This window comes from Flavobacterium agri (genome assembly GCF_013401995.1).
GTDB classification, from domain to species: domain Bacteria; phylum Bacteroidota; class Bacteroidia; order Flavobacteriales; family Flavobacteriaceae; genus Flavobacterium; species Flavobacterium agri.
Map to the genome: position 1 here is coordinate 558,989 of NZ_JACBJI010000002.1, position 18,358 is coordinate 577,346.

Genomic DNA, 18,358 nt, shown 5'->3' on the forward strand with positions numbered 1-18,358 from the left:
TTAACGGCGCGGCGGAAGCGGAAAGGTTTTTATTTTTCCGCCGCAAGCTTTGGAAAAAGGGGTGTGGTGTGTGGGGAGGTTTTGGTTAGAGAAGAGGAGTAATTAATTGGCTAGCTTGAATGTATAAACGGAAAGGCCGCCGTAATCAAAATTATAAAACTGCACGAGTTTTTCGAAAAAGATGATTTATAAGTACTTTTTCAAGCGTAATGACAGGAAACCAATATATTGAAAACCAATTGACAAACCCGTTATTCGGAAGTGAATCGGGAATGCCGGAAGCGGTAAAAATAGGCATTTTTATCCTATTGACTTACTATCAAAAGTACTTTCTGGAAAAAGCATTCTCATTACTTCTTAATATGAATGCTGTACCAAAAAGCTTTCGTGTCCTAAGAATATCTTTGTATAATCCTCATCTGACATTTCATGAATGGCTACGACGGCAGGTTTTGAAATCGTTACCCTTTTATCATTGGTTGCCGTAAATGTAATTAGATCTGTTTTTCTCATGGGTTTGTACGTTTGATTTGACTAAATGTAATAAAATTTGTGTCTATGTAAAACTTTCGTTACGTTTGGATTAACTAAAATCTCCATTGACACCCGTAGAGGCGTGTAATGGAGATTTTGTATTTACTAACCAAACCAATATTTATGACAGCAGTAGTTGGAATACTCAACAAGCAAGCTATAGCGATTGCCGCAGATAGTGCGGTGACAGTAACCACCAATACCGGAAAGAAGATATTTAATAAAGCCAACAAAATTTTTACCCTTTCAAAATACCACCCCGTAGGTATCATAATATATAATTCGGCTTCTCTTATGGGAATCCCATGGGAAACAATAATAAAAGTTTACAGGAATAATTTAAAGAAGAAATCGTTCGGAAGTCTTGAGGAATATCAAAAGGATTTTCTGAAATTTTTGAAGACCAAAAATTACTTTTTAAACAACGAAATACAAAAAATACACACGCACCATTTCTTGGTCAACTTTTCTATGGCTATAATACAAAAACCAGAGAAAAAAGAACAACCCGGAACAAGTATAGCCACAAGATTAAAATCTGCAATGTCTATCATCGAACGAATACTTTCTACGGCTGGACAAATTGAGGGGTTGGCGGGGTTTACTTATGAACAATTTGATTCATACACAAAAGACGCTTTTGATGAGATTCGAAAAAGCGTTCTATCAGACCCGTCCATTACTGACGAAATATTTACCCAATATAAGAAGTTCATGTTTATGCTTATAAACAAGCAGGAAGACGGCATAGATCATACGGGATTGATATTTTGTGGATTTGGAGATAACGAGATATTCCCCTCTATGATACCTATGAATATCAGCATGGTTATCGATAATAAACTAAGGTGTTATATAATAGATAAAAAAAGGGCAACAATCGGGCACATGGTAAATGCCGCTATACGGCCATTCGCGCAAACTGACGTTATAGATACCATATTACAAGGTATTGACCCTAATTTGGAAAAGATTTTAGTTTCAAACTTTGAAAAGACATTGCAAAAATATGGAGAAGCAATAGCGACGGCACTAGGAGGGAATACGCCTATGGCAATGATGGTGAGGAACGTTTCAATAGTAAAGCTTGGAGAAGAGTTCAGGAATTTAAATAGTGCAATTAAGCAGAAACATCATGTAACGCCGTTAATAAATGCTGTAGCTAATTTAGCTAAAGAAGACTTGTCCGAAATGGCGGAAAGTTTAATATATTTGACTTATCTCAAACGAAGGATTACTTTTGCCGAAGAAAGCGTAGGAGGTCCGGTAGACGTGGCGATAATTTCAAAAGGCGACGGATTCGTTTGGATGAAACGGAAACATTATTTTGATGCCGAAATAAACCAATCGTTTTTAAAGAAATATTTTGAATAGGTTATGGACAATTTTAGAGTTTATTATTCCAAATTTAGCGAAAGAAAAAACACACCATTCATTGGTCAAGATGACGTGGACGTCGATGAAATTTCGGATTTTGTGTCTGACAAACTGATTGAAATTGTTGAGTCCGAATTGTCAGAAGCACAAAAAAAATGTAAAGAGATAAAGCACTAAAAGTTTTATTTACTTAAGACATATAAGCCGCTTAATAGCGGCTTTTTTATTACCACACCAAGACTCTTTCGAAAGGAAGGGTCTTGGTGTTTTATAATCTTTATGTAATAAAATTTGCGACATTATAAATATATCATATTCGCAGTTTGCTATATTTGGAAACCAAACAGCTTAAAATGGGTAAAGAGGCGAATACGATTGAACAACAGATTGAAAAGTTGCAAAAACGCGGAATGATACTCGACATTCCAGTCGAAAAAGTAAAAGAGATACTTTTAGATATAGGATACTACAGATTAGGTTTCTATTGGCATCCGTTCGAAATAGATAAGGATCACAATTTCAAGCAAGGCACAACCTTCTCAAATGCCGTCGAATTGTATTATTTGGATTGCGATTTGAGACATGTGTTGACCAAGTTCCTGAACCGGATAGAAATAAATTTCAGAACCAAGATCGTATATCATGTTTCGAACGAATACGTCGATTCGCCTACATGGTTTATAAATCCAAAAGTTGTTGAGCAAAGCTTCATAAATACAATAAGCAAGTATTATAACGAGGACTTCAAAAAGAACCATATCCCGATAAGGCTTCATCACCAGAAGTACATCAACGACAAGTATGCGCCTGCGTGGAAAACGATAGAGTTCTTTACTTTCGGTACGACATTGAAAATATTCAAATCTTTAAAGGATGGAGATATAAAAAATAAGATAGCCATGGAGTATGGCATACGGAACATATCTAAATTCACGAACTTTCTTGAGACGATAAAGTTCGTAAGGAACATGTGTTCGCACGGAGGCGTTATTTTCGACATGACACTACCTAAAGGCGTTCCTTTGTTGCCGATGATAGCCTACGATAATGAAAACTACCATTCACTTGGGTCGGCTATAAAGGTCATCGAATATTTTTTAGGTGTCATGTCCGAAAACAGACGATTAGAAATGAACGAGTCTTTGGAGAAGATTTTTAACCGTCAAAAAAATAAACCAGTAATAAGAAAACTTGTTGAAAATCAGATAGGTTACGTTTATAAAAAGCAGTGGTAAAGTTTTGTTATAAAGATTTGGATATTAATTCTGATTGTATACCTTTGTCGATGAAAGTGCCCTACTGAACAAGCATCAGTAATGCACTCTAAAAAATGATGACAAACCCGAACATGCTTCGGGTTTTCTATTTATACTGCTTAGGTACTACTACCACAGGTAAGGCTCTCCTTAACGGGAGGCTCTTTTTGTTTTTATATCCATATTGCGAATATCGTACGACAGCACATATCGTATAATATAAATTTGGATCGAATCATTATCTTAGCCGTCTGAAAATATCGCAAGCGTTAGCTTTGTCGTGGAAACCCGAAACTTGGCCGTTTCCACCCTTGCATATTCCATAAGGCAATTGTCCTATCGCTCATGCCAAGGAGTGAGTGACGGCTTTGTGCTTTGGAATATGGGTAGGCCAAGAAATCCCGGGCTTTGAGCACGCGCTTAGAACCCAGCTGTTTGTTTATAATAACCGCTGTCTTAGGGTTCGGATAGATAAAACCGACCAATTATGAACAAACTAACAATCGCAATTGCCACCGTTCTTTGTCCTTATCAGGATTTTAGGACTAAGCTAGATTATGCAAAAACAATATTATATACAGCAAGGTTATTACTATTGAATTAGATGAAAAGTTTGATAATAAAAATCCATTTCTGCGCTTGGTTGCTGATAAAATGAGTCAAACCTTCTATTACAGCGGTAAAAAATTCTACAGTTTCGGTTTTCCTTTCACTGTTATTGTTGACGAATTGAATGTTCAAGAAATCACTACCTATACTGGAACTGTTATCGATAAAAGAATAATCTCCTCATCACTATCAATTTTTCATCTACGTCATTGAATTTCTCTTCAATGGACATCGTATTTGACTTAGACGATAGCATCGTTCTGGCCTTAGTTTGTTGCAGGAAATTATGATGTTCGAGCCTTCATATATCCGTTATGACTATGATGAAGAAAATGAAAATGGAAAACTTCATCCGGTTAATCATTTAGATGTAAATAATCTTCTTGTTCCACCTACAAAATCGGCTTAAAAAATACGATTGATGACGTTTATTTTGAAGATGTCTTAAATATCAATACTGTCTGTTCATTTTTCGATAAATAATATTCATGAAAACAAGATTTGTAGTGGGCTGCAAAAAGCGGATGTGATTTCCAAATGAGAATTTAAAAAAAGCACAATGAAATAAGAAAATAGGGTCTAATGGACCATACTCAACCTCAAAAAGGGGCAATTACTCCACCACAAATTTCCCCATCTCCATCTCACCACCTTCCGTCACCTTTACGAAATAAACCCCTTTAGCAAGGGTACTTGTATCGATCGTCGTAACAGGATTTTGAGCGGCTCCCGAATAAACCACCTTGCCTGATAAATCCACCACACTAACCAAACCTCCGCCAAAACCTTCCAACTCTACATTCAAAATCCCTTTCACAGGATTAGGGTATAACCTCATACCATCCAACCGTGCCGCATCGTCCACACCTAAAGAATTCGAGATTTTTCGGATTTTGCGGTGCTGGATGTCGACGACGTATTGGGTGCCCTGGGTGTTCACGCAGATGCCTTCGAGGTTGCCGAAGCGGGCTGCGGTGCCTATGCCGTCCTGGTCGCCTCCGGGGCCGCCGGCAAGGGTGGTCACGACGCCGGCCGGGGTGATCTTGCGGATCAGGTAGGTGTTGTCGGTCACGTACAGGTTGCCCGAGGCATCGATGCACAGGCAGTACGGGAAACTGAATTTGGCGTTGGTGCCTGTGCCTTCCTGGTAGCCCATGACGCCGCTTCCGGCGAACGTGCTTATGGCGCCGGTCGGGGTGACTTTGTAGATTTTGTGTGCGTAGCGGTCGGTGACGAACAGCATGCCCGTGGCGTTGTTGATGCAAAGGTCGTGTATCGAGATGAACAAAGATGTGCCGTCGACGAGCGTACTGACGACACCGGCAGGCGTGATCTTGCGTATGCGGTTGTTGCTCGAATCGGCCACATAAATCGTTCCGGCGGCGTCGACGCAGATGCCCATGAGCCCGAAAAACTGTGCGCTGCTGCCCGGGCCGTCGACATAGCCTTGATTTTCCCCGCCTGCAAGCGCGTGGTCACGACGCCTTCGGGTGTTATCTTCCTGACCCTGTAATATTCGGTCACGTACAGCGTGCCTGCGGCATCCACGCAGATGCCCCTGATGTAATCGAATTGCGCGGCCGTCCCGACACCGTCGGCATGGCCTGCGGTGTCGCTGCCCACGAACGTGCTTACTTCGCCCTCGGGCGTGATTTTCCGGATCCGGTGGTTGCCGTTATCCACCACGTAAAGGGTGCCCGCACTGTTCACGCAGATGCCGAAGATGTCCCGGAATTTGGCGGCGGTCCCGGTCGCGTCGAGATAGCCGTTGCTGCCTCCGGCGAACGTGGTGGCCATCTGTGCCTGCGTCGTATGGAGGAAAAACAACAGCAAAAAAGGGAGGGAAAAACGTTTCATCGCATTTTTATTTGCACGCAAAGATAGCAGAAGAATGAAGCGGAGGCATACGATCGACGTAAAAGCGGACAGTGACCGCATAACTTTCTTTTTTCGGTAAATTTCCGATTTCGTTGCCGAATCCTCAATCAACGCCCCAGAGACCAACGCCTATCCAAACCGTAGTCAAAGCCTAGTCAAAGCCTAGTCAAAGGGTAGTCAAAGGGTAGTCAAAGGGCACTCAAAGCGCACTCAAGTGCAAGTATCACGGCAAAACTCCTTTTTGCGGATTCCTCAAAACCGCTACGGCTTTTGCAATCGGGTAGCGTTGTAAGGTATTTTGGGCTTTGGCCAATGAAAACACATCCTCGTCGGCACAAAACCGCTATTCACCCGAAAACCGAAAAAATAATATTGAGGACATTGTCTTGTCGTCTATAAATGGCTAACTTTCAGGGAGTAATAATCTAAATCAAAAGACTATGAGTACACTTAGACTAAAAGACGGCACCGACTTGTATTACAAAGATTGGGGAAGCGGGCAACCGTTGGTTTTTCACCACGGATGGCCTTTATCGGGCGATGATTGGGACGGACAGATGATGTTCTTCCTGCAAAAAGGGTTTCGCGTCATCGCGCACGACAGACGCGGTCACGGCAGGTCTTCCCAGGCTTCGGGAGGGCATGAAATGGATACCTACGCATCGGATGTCGCCGAACTTGCCGAAGCGCTCGATTTGAGGAACGCCGTCCACATCGGACATTCCACAGGCGGAGGCGAAGTGATCCGTTATGTGGCCAAACACGGCAAAGGACGCGTCGCCAAAGCGGTTTTGATCAGCGCCGTTCCGCCGATCATGGCTCAAAACCCGCAAAACCCGGATGGCATCCCGATGTCGGTTTTCGACGAGATCCGCTTGAATACGGCAACCAATCGCGCCCAATATTATTACGATTTCACGATGCCGTTTTTCGGTTATAACCGCCCCGGAGCCAAAATTTCGGAAGCCGTACGACAAAACTGGTGGCGTCAAGGCATGATGGGCGGCATCAACGCGCATTACGAGTGCATCAAGGCCTTTTCGGAAACCGATTTTACCGAAGACCTCAAAAGCGTAGACGTTCCCGTTTTGCTGTTGCATGGCGAAGACGACCAGATCGTGCCTTTCGAATTGACCGCAGTACGTTCGGCCAAGCTTCTCAAAAACGGAAAACTGATTTCCTATCCGGGATTCCCGCACGGTATGCCGACCACCGAAAGAGATACGATCAATCGCGATCTTTTGGAATTTATCCGGTCATAAACCAGATTTACGGATAAACAAAAAGCTGCAGGCGTCCTATCTCTGCAGCTTTTTTTATGGAGTTTGAAATTCCGGATCTAATATTTCATCACGAATCCGCCGTAAGGCTTCATCTTGACGCGGGTTTTCCCTGCTTTGACAGGTGACTTTTCAAACAATGAATCTGCGGCGTCGGTGATCATGAATCCGTTTCGGTCGCCGATGAAAGAAAGATCGACCTCGATTTCCTTAGCCGAATTTTCCCCGTTGATTCCCATCACGAACCAATCGTTGCCACGACGCCTTGCCATGACGACATCTTTTCCGGGAAAGCCCGAAACAAGGCGCGATTCATCCCAAAGCATCGGTAAATCCTTGCAATATTCGATGACGTAATCGGGCATTTTGGCCATGCCGTCAGGAATTTCGGCAATGTGTTGGAAGCCCGAAAGGAACAATGTCGGCAACGCGAGTTCGAAAGCCGAAGTCGTCTTGCGGTTGATATTCGGGATTTTGTCGAGGCACATCGGCGTAAAATCCATAGGATCGAACAAATTGCGCGTGAACGGTATCGTAGCGCAATGTTCGGGTTGCAGGTCTGCGCCTTCCTGGGTGAACGTGACGAACTCGAAACCTTTGATCGCCTCGGCCGTCATGAGGTTCGGATACGTTTTTTCCCAACCTCTCGGAAGCGTCGCACCATGGAAATTCACCATGATCTTGTGTCTTGCCGCGGCTTCGAGAATGTCGATGTAATACTGCATGAACGATTGTCCGTCGCCACCGAAAAAGTCGATTTTCGTACCTGCGATTCCTATTTCTTCGAGTATCTTGAATTCCGATTCGCGACCTTCGGCGGTGAGGAATTTCCCTCTCGGTCCATAAGGCGTCGTGTTCCAGTCGCCTGCCGAGTTGTACCACAAAATCAGTTTGACGTTTTTCTGTTTCCCGAAAGCCACCAATTCCTTGATGCGGTCCATGCCGATCCTGATGTGCCAATCGGCGTCGATCAAAACGTACGGCCAGCGCATTTTCGACGCGTATTCGATAAAGGTCTTCTGCAATTCGTAGTTCGTGCCGTCGTCTTTGTAGATTCCCCAACTCCATGCGGCCGGCCCGGCTTTGATGTACGAAGTGTCCGAAAGACGCGACTTGGGCGACAAATCCGTTCCCAAAGTCGAATTCACGACCGTGGCGAGCGAACCCAAAGCCACCACGCGCCAAGGCGTTTCCCAAGGCAGTTTCGATTGCGGATAAAGCGGCGCATCTTTCGCGAAAACTTCCTCAGGTTGCGGAAAAACGACGCGCATCGCCTTGAGTTTTTCGTCGTAATCGAGATGGCTTGCGCAATAGTTTTTCTCGACGGAAGCTTCGGTGAGCGCAATCCAATTCGGTCCGTCCTTGACCAAAACCGGATAGACAAAACCTTGCCCGATTGGCGATTTTGTATCGATCGCAACATTTTTCAGGTAGTATTCCTCATAAGACGGATGGCAGTGTTCCCAACCCGTTTGCGCCTTCGACATCGGTTGTAGCCATGCCTTCGCGGACGATTTGAAGCTGAAAGTCGAGATTTCTTCCGTGATGTATTTCACATCCGATGAAGTTTCGGGAAACACGTATCGGAACGCGAAACCATCGTCCGAAACATTGAAAACGATGTCCATTTTTTGTCCCGAACCATTTTTAAGGCGAAGTGTTTTCTGGTTTGCGGCGTACGAAACGCTCTTTTGCTTTCCGACGGACATTTGGTAATGCTCCGAAATTTTCGCATCGGCAGAAATCGAAATTACGGTCATGTTTTTCGAGAAATCGCCGTCTTTTCGCACCAATCCCAAACGCGAGGCGCCGATTGCGGTTTTGCCGTTTTTCTGTACCAAATAGTAAGGCTGGCTGTCCGTATTCATACCGAATATCACCGAAATGGAGCCGTCCGGGCTTTTCACGCTTCCGGAGTTTTGGGCCGAAATCGTTACGGCAAACAGGAAACAAAAAAGGGATAGAAACTTTTTCATATTGAGGTTGTTAGATTCAGATTTTGGCGCGTGTCGTAAAGACAATCACGCAAACGGCCATCGCGGCCAGGAACAGGAATGAGATTTTTAGGTTCGAGGCTTCGGCGATAAAACCGATCATCGGCGGACCGATCAGAAATCCGGTAAAACTGATCGTAGAAACGGCTGCGATCGCCGGCCCGGGTTGCATGGTTTCAGATTTTCCTGCTGCCGAATACACCATGGGAACGACGGACGAAATTCCGGCGCCGATCAACAGGAAACCGAGCATCGCGGGAATCAATATCGGAAAGATTACGGCGATCATACATCCGGAAAGACTTAATAAACCGCTGATTTGCAGCGTTCTTTTGAGCCCGAATTTATGAGAGAACCAATCGGCGACGAATCGTCCCGAAGCCATCGCGCACATGCCGGCCGTATAACCCGCGCCGATCCAGCCTTTTTCTGCTCCGACGATTTTTTTGAAGTAAATCGTGCTCCAATCGAACATCGCGCCTTCGATGATCATCGAACAAAAAGCGATAGCGCCAAGCGTAATCAGGAATTTGTCGGGTTTGACGAATGCCGGGCCGCGTTCCGATTTGCCGTTGTCGTCGTGCAGAAACGCCCAGCAGATTCCGACGGCGACCAAAACGATTCCGCCGATAATCAAAAAATGTGTCAACGTAGCGACGTTGTTTCCGATCATGAACGTGCCGATTCCCGCTCCGACGAATCCTGCCAAACTCCACAAACCGTGAAACGACGCCATGATAGGTTTCGGGTACAGATTTTCGGTCGCGACGGCTTGCGTGTTTACCGAAATGTTGACCGCGTTGCTCGCCATCCCGAAGAAAATCAGGCACACTATCAATAGGGTGACGCTGTTGGCCAATCCGAGGCACACGAGCATCAATCCGTATAAGGTAAGCGATGCCGCGAGTACTTTTCGGCTTCCGATTTTGGAAACCGCCCAACCCGAAAGCGGCAACGACAGCATCAATCCGACGGGCAAGGCGAAGAGTACGGCACCCAATCCGGCCTCATTCAAACCTAAGCTCTGTTGGATTGTCGCGATTCTCGAAGCCCAACTCGAAAAGCACAGGCCGGCCATGAAAAACAAGGTCGAAACTGTAATGCGATACGTGCGCGGAGAATAGGTCATGGCTCAAATATACAAATAAGTGTAAATAACACACGTTAATATTGCTTCGATTCAAAGCAATTGCCGAATCGATACGGGAAATCTCGCCTTTCTACAATAATGCCAATAATTTACGCTCAAATTACGCGATTGTTAATTTTTGACCGGCATATTTGTTTATGTGAAAATATTAGTGTTATTTTGACACTTATAGAAATTCATCATGGACAAGAACTATGTCATAGGTGTCGATTACGGTTCCGATTCGGTGCGTTCGGTCATCATCGACGCCGCCAACGGAGCGGAATTGGCGTCATCTGTTTTCAATTATCCGCGCTGGCAACAAGGGCTGTATTGCAATCCGGCCGAGAACCAATTCCGTCAGCATCCGCTCGATTATATCGAAGGTTTGGAAGCGACCATTAAAGATTGCATCCAAATAGCGGGCGGATCTGAAATCGCCAAAAACATCAAAGGTATTTCGGTAGACACCACGGGCTCGACTCCGGTTGCCGTCGACGCAAAAGGGACGCCACTCGCGCTTTTACCTGCGTTTTCCGAAAATCCGCATGCGATGTTCGTGTTGTGGAAAGACCACACGGCAACGGGAGAAGCTGCCGAAATCAACGAACACGCGACCAAATTCGACATCAATTACCTTAAATACGTAGGCGGGATTTATTCCTCGGAATGGTTTTGGGCGAAGTTGCTCAGAACAGTCCGCGTAGACACTGCCGTCAAAAATGCGCTACATTCATGGGTCGAGCATTGCGACTGGATCCCGTTTTTGCTCACTGGCGGAAACGACGTCAAAAAAATCAAACGCTCCAGATGCGCCGCGGGTCACAAAGCCTTATGGGCAGAGGAATTCGAAGGTCTGCCTCCTCAGGAATTCTTTTCGTCACTCGATCCGATCCTGAACGGAATTACAGATAAACTCTTTTCAGAAACCTATACATCCGATGTCGCTGCCGGAAACCTTTCGCAGGAATGGGCGCAAAAACTCGGCTTGTCAACAGACGTCGTCGTCGGTGTCGGCGCGTTCGATGCCCACATGGGTGCGGTCGGCGGACAAATCGAGCCGTATCATTTGTCGAAAGTGATGGGAACCTCCACTTGCGACATTTTGGTATGCCCGAACGAAGACGTCGAAGGCAAACTCGTAAAAGGCATCTGCGGCCAAGTCAACGGTTCGGTAATCCCGGGAATGGCCGGACTTGAAGCCGGACAATCGGCTTTCGGCGACGTGTATGCGTGGTTCAAGAAATTGCTTTTGTGGCCGCTCGACAACCTTTTGGCGAGTTCGGCGATCGTCGACAAGAAAACCGCCGAAGCGCTCAAAGACGAAATCGCCGACAAAATAATCCCTGAACTCTCGCGCCAGGCGGCTTTGCTTCCGATCGAAACACACAACGAACTTGCAATTGACTGGCTGAACGGCAGGCGAACTCCAGACGCGGACCAATTGCTCAAAGGCGCGATTTCTGGGTTGAACCTCGGGTCGGATGCGCCGAAAGTATTCCGCGCGTTGGCCGAATCGACGTGTTTCGGTGCAAAAGCCATCGTCGACAGATTCATCGAAGAAGGCGTTCCCGTGAAAGGCATCATCGGAATCGGCGGCGTCGCCAAAAAGTCGCCATTCGTGATGCAAATGATGGCCGACGTACTCGAAATGCCGATCCGCATCCACCAATTCAAGCACACTTGCGCACTCGGTGCGGCTATGTTCGCTGCGGTCGCCGCCGGAATTTACGATACGGTCGAAGAAGCGATGCAAGCCATGGGGCGCGGTTTCGACGTGACCTACGAACCCAACGAAAAGAACTTCGCGATTTACAGAAAACGATACGAACAATACAAAGCTTTAGGCGGATTCGTCGTCGGACAGACATCCGCGAAAGCGCAAAAAACCGTTTCGGTATGAGCCAATACGATCATATAAAAAAAGCCGCTTACGACGCGAACATGCAGCTTCCGAAACTCGGATTGGTGTTGTTTACGTTCGGAAACGTGAGCGCCGCCGACCACAAACTCGGTGTGTTCGCGATCAAACCGTCGGGCGTTCCGTATGAAGATTTGACCGTCGACAGCATGGTCATCGTCGATTTTGACGGAAACACGGTCGAAGGCAACCTTCGTCCGTCATCGGATACGAAAACCCACGCGGTTTTGTACAAGCACTGGCCAAAAATCGGCGGCATCGTACACACGCATTCGGTTTACGGAACGGCTTGGGCCCAAGCGCAACGCGACATCCCGATTTTCGGAACGACGCACGCCGATCATTTAACCGTCGATATTCCGTGCGCCGCACCGATGGCCGACAAATCGATCCAGGGCAATTACGAATATGAAACGGGGTTCCAGATCATGAATTGTTTCGAGGAACGCAATTTGAGTTACGAAGAAGTCGAGATGATACTCGTCGGAAACCATGCGCCTTTCACTTGGGGAAAAACTCCCGAGAAAGCGGTGTACAATTCGGCGGTTCTCGAAACGGTAGCGAAAATGGCGCTTTTGACCGAACAGATCAATCCGCAAGCGCCTCGTCTCAAAGATTCCCTGATCAAAAAACATTTTGAAAGAAAACACGGCCCCGATTCGTATTACGGCCAATAAATCAAACAGACAACCTCTATTTACAACACTATGACAAATCTCAAAACATTTGAAGTTTGGTTCGTCACCGGAAGCCAGCACCTTTACGGAGAAGAAACGCTTGCCCAAGTGGCCGAACATTCAAAAGCCATAGCCGCGGGGCTCGATGCTTCGGGCAAAATCCCGGTTCGCGTCGTTTTCAAGCCTACGGTGAAGACGACACAGGAAATTTACGACACGCTTCTGGCGGCGAATACGACCGAGAACGTAATCGGCATAATCGCGTGGATGCATACGTTTTCACCTGCGAAGATGTGGATTCGCGGGCTTGCGATCCTAAACAAGCCGATGTTGCACCTTCACACCCAATTCAACCGCGACATTCCGTGGAATTCCATCGATATGGATTTCATGAACCTGAACCAGTCGGCCCACGGCGACCGCGAATTCGGTTTCATGGTGTCGCGCATGCGTAAGAATCGCAAAGTGGTTGTAGGACATTGGCAAGCCGACGACGTTCAGCAGCAAATCGGCGATTGGACGCGTGCCGCCGCCGGTTGGTACGATTGGCAAGGAGCGAAGTTCGCTCGTTTCGGAGACAACATGCGCTTTGTGGCCGTGACCGACGGCGATAAGGTCGAAGCCGAATTGCAGTTCGGGTTCTCTGTAAACTCTTACGGAATCGGCGATTTGGTCGACATCATTTCTAAAATTTCCGAAAACGATATAGAAAAACTGGTAGGGGAATACGAAAAATTATATGACGTTTCCGATAACTTGCGCCGCGGCGGAAGCGAACATTCTTCTGTCTACGAAGCGGCCCGGATTGAACTCGGGTTGCGCAAGTTCCTTGAAGATGGCGGATTCAAAGGTTTCAGCGACACGTTCGAAGACCTTCACGGCATGGTCCAATTGCCTGGTTTGGCGGTGCAACGCTTGCTCGCCGACGGTTACGGATTCGCGGGCGAAGGCGACTGGAAAACGGCAGCACTCGTACGTGCGTTCAAAGTGATGGGTTCCGGGCTTGAAGGCGGAAACGGCTTTATGGAAGATTACACCTACCATTTCGACCCGAACAACGAATTGGTTTTGGGATCGCACATGCTCGAGATCGATGCGTCTTTGGCGGCTACGAAACCGAGTCTCGAAGTGCATCCGCTCGGAATCGGAGGTAAAGCAGATCCGGCCCGTCTCGTTTTCAACGTGGCTGGCGGAGAAGCCTTGAATGCATCGCTTGTCGATATGGGCAACCGATTCCGCATGATCGTCAACGAAGTAAAAGCCGTAGACGTGCAGGACGAATTGCCGCATTTGCCTGTCGCAAGAGTTTTGTGGAAACCGTATCCGGACATGAAAACCGGTTGCGCCGCCTGGATTTACGCCGGAGGAGCGCATCACACGGCCTATAGCCAGAACCTGTCGAGCGAGATCATCCGCGATTTTACCGAAATGGCCGGGATCGAATTCCTGCTCATCGGAAAAGATACCAGGCTCGCCGAGTTCCGCAACGAAATCCGTTGGAACGACGCGGCTTACAAGTGATTTTTTATTTTTTATTGATATTGTTTATTGGCGTAGGTCGAAATCTCGTGCCGGTTTAATAGACAATACATAATAAAAATAGACAATAGTTAATTATTGATATTGTCGGAAACCCTGAACCACCAAGGTTTCCGACATTTTTTAAAGTGAGCCTTTATCGGTATTTCCGATGTGCTCGGGAATAAAAAATGCCAAAAAAATAGAGAATAAACCAACCCAAACGTTATGAGTAAATTCGCAACCATTGACTACGTCATTTTCATCATTTACTTTTTCGTAGTCGCGGGCTACGGCTACTGGATTTACAAGAAGAAAAAAGGCGAAGGCGTTTCAGATTCCAAAGACTTTTTCCTTGCCGAAGGTTCACTTACGTGGTGGGCGATCGGTGCTTCGTTGATCGCATCGAACATCTCTGCAGAACAGTTCATCGGCATGTCGGGGAACGGTTTTTTCGTCGGTGTTGCGGTTGCGGCCTACGAATGGGTCGCGGCCATCGCGCTGATCATCGTGGCGGTTTGGTTCATTCCGGTCTATCTCAAGAACAAGATTTTTACGATGCCGCAGTTCCTCGAGACGCGGTATAACGAAAGCGTGAGTCTGATTATGGCCATTTTCTGGTTGTTTTTGTACGTTTTCGTGAACCTGACTTCGATTCTGTATCTCGGCGCGATCGCGATCGACAACATGGCCGGAGGCGGTAATTTCCACCTGATCATCATCGTCATGGCGATTTTCGCATTGATCATCACGCTTGGCGGAATGAAGGTTATCGGATTCACCGACGTGATCCAGGTCGTCGTGCTCGTCATCGGCGGATTGGCCACGACCTACATCGCGCTTACTTTGGTGAGCGACCATTTTGGGCTTGGCCACGACGCGCTTGCCGGATGGAACAAGATGATGGAAGCCGCGCCCGACCATTTCAAGATGATGATAGACAAGCCGACGGTAAATTCGCCTCAATCGGAAATCAACAAATACCTGATGTTGCCAGGAATCGCGATGTATTTCGCGGGTCAGTGGATCGTGAACCTCAATTATTGGGGTTGTAACCAATACATCACCCAACGTGCGCTTGGAGCCGATCTGAAAACCGCGCGTACCGGGATTTTGTTCGCCGGATTCATGAAACTCGCGATGCCGATCATCGTGATGCTTCCGGGAATCGCGGCTTATGTAATCTACCAGAACGGAGGTTTGCAAGCCGAAATGGCACCGGGCGGACATTTCAACGCCGACAACGCGTATTCTGCAATTCTCGGCTTCCTTCCAACAGGGATGAAAGGGCTTTCATTGGCAGCACTAACCGCTGCGATCGTAGCGTCTTTGGCCGGAAAAGCGAACAGTATCTCAACGATTTATACGCTCGACATCCACAAAAAATACATCGACAAGACCGCGGGTGAGAAAAAACTCGTGAACATCGGGCGTATCGCCATCGTGGCCGCCATGATTTTATCTATCGGATTGACTTGGAACGATTTGCTAGGAATCGGCGGCGAAGGCGGATTTACGTTCATCCAGAAATACACGGGCTTTATCAGTCCGGGTGTGTTCGCGATGTTCTTCCTCGGGATGTTCTGGAAGCGCACGACTGGTGCCGCGGCGATCGCGGGTGTGATCACCGGTTTCGCCTTGTCGGTATTGTTCAACAACTACGCACCCGAATTGTTCGGACACGAAACCTGGTTGTACACGGCGTTCCCGAACGGAAAAGGCGGATGGGAAATCCCGTTCCACATTTGTATGGGCTGGGCGTTCTTCTTTACGATGCTGCTCATGATCGTGATGAGTTTGTTCGGACCGAAAGTGAATCCGAAGGCGTTCGAGCTCGACAAATCGATGTTCAAGGTCGCACCTTCGACGTTGGCGCTCATCGTCGTCACGTTGTTGCTCGTCGTGGCTTTGTACGCGAGATTCTGGTAACCTCTTACTTATATAGTACTAAAAAGCCTTCGGATGTCGAGGGCTTTTTTGTTTGCGGCTGGCGAAAAGGATTTCGTAAAAATGGCTGTAAATCAGAGTTGTAAGAATCGATTTTCATTTCGGAAATTTTTTTCGATGAAGGATAAATTCTGTTAAATCTTCGCAAACCCGCATCAGTCAAGCATTTTTTAAAGTATTTTTCCAATCGATTAAAACGTCTTTTTAAAAATTATTTTAATCAATTGATTAAAAAACTTGTTTCATATTTTAATCCGTCCTAATTTTGCCAAAAAAATCAGTGAACCAGAAAGCGGGAGATAAAGATATTTCTACCGAAGAAAGAATTATGGAAGCAGCACGCGTTGTCTTTACACGAAAGGGCTTTGCCGCGACAAGAACGCGCGACATTGCCGAAGAAGCCGGGATCAACCTTGCGTTGCTCAACTATTACTTCCGCAGCAAGGAAAAGCTTTTCGCACAGATCATGCAGGAAAAAGTGCAGCTCATGTTCGGTTTGGTTTTCCCGATCGTGACCGACGAAAGTCTTTCGATCGAACAAAAAATCGAAAAGATCGCCAACGGTTACATCGATTTGTTATTGCAGAACCCCGATCTGCCCATATTTGTGTTGAGTGAAGTGAGAAACAATCCGGAGCGTTTCGCCCAGTCGCTTAACATAGCCGAAGTCATGGCAAGTTCTTCTTTGGTGAAGCAGCTGCAGGAAAGAAGGCCCGACATCCATCCGTATCAGCTCATGACAAGTATTATGGGAATGCTCGTGTTCCCGTTCGTGTCCAAGCCGATCCTTTTCCCGGGAAATGACGAGCAGACCGACGTGATGTTCGCCATGCTGATGGAAGAAAGAAAGAAGCTCATCCCGCAGTGGATTGACGCGGTGCTGAACTGCTAGCACCTTTTTTTGTCCTATCGTTAATCAAATGATTAAAATGAATTATTAATTAAACTGTTTAAAAATGAAAAAATGGATTTTTCTTTTACTTCTCAACGTTTCGTTACTGGCAACCGCCCAAAACCTTACGTTGGACCAATGCCAAAAGGAAGCCGAGGCGAATTATCCGTTGAGCAAGAAACGCGAACTGATCGCCAAAAGCGAATCGTATACGCTGTCGAACATATCCAAAGCGTATCTGCCTCAGTTCTCGTTCAACAGCCAAACGACGTACCAGTCCGATGTGGTCGAGTTTCCGGGTAGCATTCCGGGAGTCGACATGCCGACCCAGAACAAGGACCAATACAAGGCGTATATCCAGATGGATCAGGTGCTTCTCGACGGCGGCAACATCCGCAACCAAAAAGAGACCGAAAGGGCCAAACGAGACTTGGAACGCAAGACGCTCGAAGTCGAATTGTACACGTTGCGCGAACGCATCAACCAGTTGTATTTCGGGATTTTGGTAGGAGACGAGAAGATTCGCCAGAACGAACTCACGCTCGAAGACATCAAGATCGGCCTCAAAACGGTAAACGCGCAAATCGCCAACGGAACGTCTTTCCGCTCGAATGCCGACGTGTTGAAAGCCGAGGAACTCAAAGTACGTCAGGAGCAAACCAAGCTCAGGAGCAACCGCAAAGCCTATCTGCAAATGCTCGGGCTTTTCGTGAACCGCGAACTTTCGCAGGATGTGATTTTGGAAAAACCGACGACTCCGTTGGCCGCTTTCGAAATCAACCGTCCCGAACTTTCGATGTACGCGTCCCACGACAAATTGCTCGAATTGGGCAAGAAGTCGATCACTACGGAAAACAAACCCAAAGTGAATCTGTTCGTGCAGGCCGGAGCCGGAAACCCTGCGTTGAATTTCCTTGAAGAAGGCTGGAATTCGTATTACTACGGCGGCATCAAGACGATCTGGTCATTCGGCGGGTTGTATACGACCAAAAAGAAAAAGCAGCTCATCGATCTGGACAAGATGACGCTTGAAGCCGATAAGGAAACCTTCCTTTTCAACATCGACCAAACAGTGAAGCAGCAGAATTCCGACATAGAGAAATACCAGCAATTGCTCGTTTCGGACGACGAAATCGTCAAACTGCGCAACAACGTCAAGAAAGCGTCGGCCGCACAGCTCGAAAACGGTGTGATCACATCGAGCGATTACCTCAAGGAAGTCAACAACGAGAACGAATCGCGTCAGGACAAAGCCGTCCACGAAATGGAATTGCTGCTCGCCCAATACAACCAGAAAACGACCACCGGAAACTAATCCGAATCAACATCTCACATTTCACATAAAA

15 protein-coding genes are annotated in these 18,358 nt (G+C 46.9%); 10 read left to right on the top strand and 5 right to left on the bottom strand.

Annotation, left to right across the window (positions count from 1 at the left end; translation table 11 throughout):
- Positions 1-357 precede the first annotated feature (357 nt).
- Positions 358-513, bottom strand: a complete 156-nt coding sequence (locus HZF10_RS17915; protein WP_176005386.1) for a hypothetical protein — start codon at positions 511-513, stop codon at positions 358-360.
- A 144-nt stretch (positions 514-657) separates the two neighbouring features.
- Here HZF10_RS17915 and HZF10_RS06480 point away from each other — a divergent pair, with 144 nt between their 5' ends.
- The gene (locus tag HZF10_RS06480; protein WP_176005387.1) at positions 658-1,908 is read left to right on the top strand and encodes a hypothetical protein; all 1,251 of its coding nucleotides are present in this window, start codon (positions 658-660) and stop codon (positions 1,906-1,908) included.
- A 356-nt stretch (positions 1,909-2,264) separates the two neighbouring features.
- Positions 2,265-3,146, top strand: coding sequence for an Abi family protein (locus HZF10_RS06485; RefSeq protein ID WP_176005388.1), 882 nt, complete (start codon positions 2,265-2,267; stop codon positions 3,144-3,146).
- A 1,243-nt stretch (positions 3,147-4,389) separates the two neighbouring features.
- On the opposite strand, the gene HZF10_RS06490 is transcribed toward HZF10_RS06485, so the two are convergent.
- On the bottom strand, positions 4,390-5,019 hold the full coding sequence (locus HZF10_RS06490) for a T9SS type A sorting domain-containing protein (protein ID WP_503328419.1): 630 nt from the start codon (positions 5,017-5,019) through the stop codon (positions 4,390-4,392).
- Positions 4,956-5,486, bottom strand: coding sequence for a hypothetical protein (locus HZF10_RS18210; protein WP_503328420.1), 531 nt, complete (start codon positions 5,484-5,486; stop codon positions 4,956-4,958). Before HZF10_RS18210 ends, HZF10_RS06490 begins: the two co-directional genes overlap by 64 nt.
- Here HZF10_RS18210 and HZF10_RS18215 point away from each other — a divergent pair.
- Positions 5,376-5,660, top strand: coding sequence for a hypothetical protein (locus HZF10_RS18215; protein ID WP_176005385.1), 285 nt, complete (start codon positions 5,376-5,378; stop codon positions 5,658-5,660). The genes HZF10_RS18210 and HZF10_RS18215 overlap by 111 nt on opposite strands.
- A 434-nt stretch (positions 5,661-6,094) precedes the next feature.
- Positions 6,095-6,916: an alpha/beta fold hydrolase gene (locus HZF10_RS06505; RefSeq protein WP_176005390.1), complete on the top strand. Its 822-nt coding sequence runs from the start codon at positions 6,095-6,097 to the stop codon at positions 6,914-6,916.
- Positions 6,917-6,993: 77 nt separating this feature from the next.
- On the opposite strand, the gene HZF10_RS06510 is transcribed toward HZF10_RS06505, so the two are convergent.
- The gene (locus HZF10_RS06510) at positions 6,994-8,910 is read right to left on the bottom strand and encodes a glycoside hydrolase family 97 protein (RefSeq protein WP_176005391.1); all 1,917 of its coding nucleotides are present in this window, start codon (positions 8,908-8,910) and stop codon (positions 6,994-6,996) included.
- 16 nt (positions 8,911-8,926) lie between these two features.
- On the bottom strand, positions 8,927-10,057 hold the full coding sequence (locus HZF10_RS06515) for an MFS transporter (protein WP_176005392.1): 1,131 nt from the start codon (positions 10,055-10,057) through the stop codon (positions 8,927-8,929).
- A gap of 202 nt (positions 10,058-10,259) precedes the next feature.
- Here HZF10_RS06515 and HZF10_RS06520 point away from each other — a divergent pair, with 202 nt between their 5' ends.
- The 6 genes from HZF10_RS06520 (at position 10,260) to HZF10_RS06545 (ending at position 18,327) form a co-directional block, all read left to right on the top strand.
- Positions 10,260-11,960 (top strand): ribulokinase, encoded by a 1,701-nt coding sequence (locus HZF10_RS06520; protein ID WP_176005393.1) that lies wholly within the window; start codon positions 10,260-10,262, stop codon positions 11,958-11,960.
- Complete coding sequence (locus tag HZF10_RS06525) at positions 11,957-12,655, top strand: L-ribulose-5-phosphate 4-epimerase (protein WP_176005394.1); 699 nt, start codon at positions 11,957-11,959, stop codon at positions 12,653-12,655. Before HZF10_RS06520 ends, HZF10_RS06525 begins: the two co-directional genes overlap by 4 nt.
- A gap of 30 nt (positions 12,656-12,685) precedes the next feature.
- On the top strand, positions 12,686-14,176 hold the full coding sequence (araA, locus tag HZF10_RS06530; RefSeq protein WP_176005395.1) for an L-arabinose isomerase: 1,491 nt from the start codon (positions 12,686-12,688) through the stop codon (positions 14,174-14,176).
- A 225-nt stretch (positions 14,177-14,401) separates the two neighbouring features.
- On the top strand, positions 14,402-16,102 hold the full coding sequence (locus tag HZF10_RS06535) for a sodium:solute symporter family transporter (RefSeq protein ID WP_176005396.1): 1,701 nt from the start codon (positions 14,402-14,404) through the stop codon (positions 16,100-16,102).
- 283 nt (positions 16,103-16,385) lie between these two features.
- The gene (locus HZF10_RS06540; RefSeq protein WP_371315641.1) at positions 16,386-17,012 is read left to right on the top strand and encodes a TetR/AcrR family transcriptional regulator; all 627 of its coding nucleotides are present in this window, start codon (positions 16,386-16,388) and stop codon (positions 17,010-17,012) included.
- A 64-nt stretch (positions 17,013-17,076) separates the two neighbouring features.
- The gene (locus HZF10_RS06545) at positions 17,077-18,327 is read left to right on the top strand and encodes a TolC family protein (protein WP_176005397.1); all 1,251 of its coding nucleotides are present in this window, start codon (positions 17,077-17,079) and stop codon (positions 18,325-18,327) included.
- Positions 18,328-18,358 lie beyond the last annotated feature (31 nt).

Bases quoted from the DNA above. Each gene is read 5' to 3' on its own strand.
- HZF10_RS06545 (WP_176005397.1), top strand. From the start codon at position 17,077: ATGAAAAAATGGATTTTTCTTTTACTTCTCAACGTTTCGTTACTGGCA.
- HZF10_RS17915 (WP_176005386.1), bottom strand. From the start codon at position 513: ATGAGAAAAACAGATCTAATTACATTTACGGCAACCAATGATAAAAGG.
- HZF10_RS06515 (WP_176005392.1), bottom strand. From the start codon at position 10,057: ATGACCTATTCTCCGCGCACGTATCGCATTACAGTTTCGACCTTGTTT.
- HZF10_RS06485 (WP_176005388.1), top strand. From the start codon at position 2,265: ATGGGTAAAGAGGCGAATACGATTGAACAACAGATTGAAAAGTTGCAA.
- HZF10_RS06490 (WP_503328419.1), bottom strand. From the start codon at position 5,019: ATGCTGTTCGTCACCGACCGCTACGCACACAAAATCTACAAAGTCACC.
- HZF10_RS06480 (WP_176005387.1), top strand. From the start codon at position 658: ATGACAGCAGTAGTTGGAATACTCAACAAGCAAGCTATAGCGATTGCC.
- HZF10_RS06520 (WP_176005393.1), top strand. From the start codon at position 10,260: ATGGACAAGAACTATGTCATAGGTGTCGATTACGGTTCCGATTCGGTG.
- HZF10_RS06535 (WP_176005396.1), top strand. From the start codon at position 14,402: ATGAGTAAATTCGCAACCATTGACTACGTCATTTTCATCATTTACTTT.
- HZF10_RS06525 (WP_176005394.1), top strand. From the start codon at position 11,957: ATGAGCCAATACGATCATATAAAAAAAGCCGCTTACGACGCGAACATG.
- araA (WP_176005395.1), top strand. From the start codon at position 12,686: ATGACAAATCTCAAAACATTTGAAGTTTGGTTCGTCACCGGAAGCCAG.
- HZF10_RS06510 (WP_176005391.1), bottom strand. From the start codon at position 8,910: ATGAAAAAGTTTCTATCCCTTTTTTGTTTCCTGTTTGCCGTAACGATT.
- HZF10_RS18215 (WP_176005385.1), top strand. From the start codon at position 5,376: ATGGCCTGCGGTGTCGCTGCCCACGAACGTGCTTACTTCGCCCTCGGG.
- HZF10_RS06505 (WP_176005390.1), top strand. From the start codon at position 6,095: ATGAGTACACTTAGACTAAAAGACGGCACCGACTTGTATTACAAAGAT.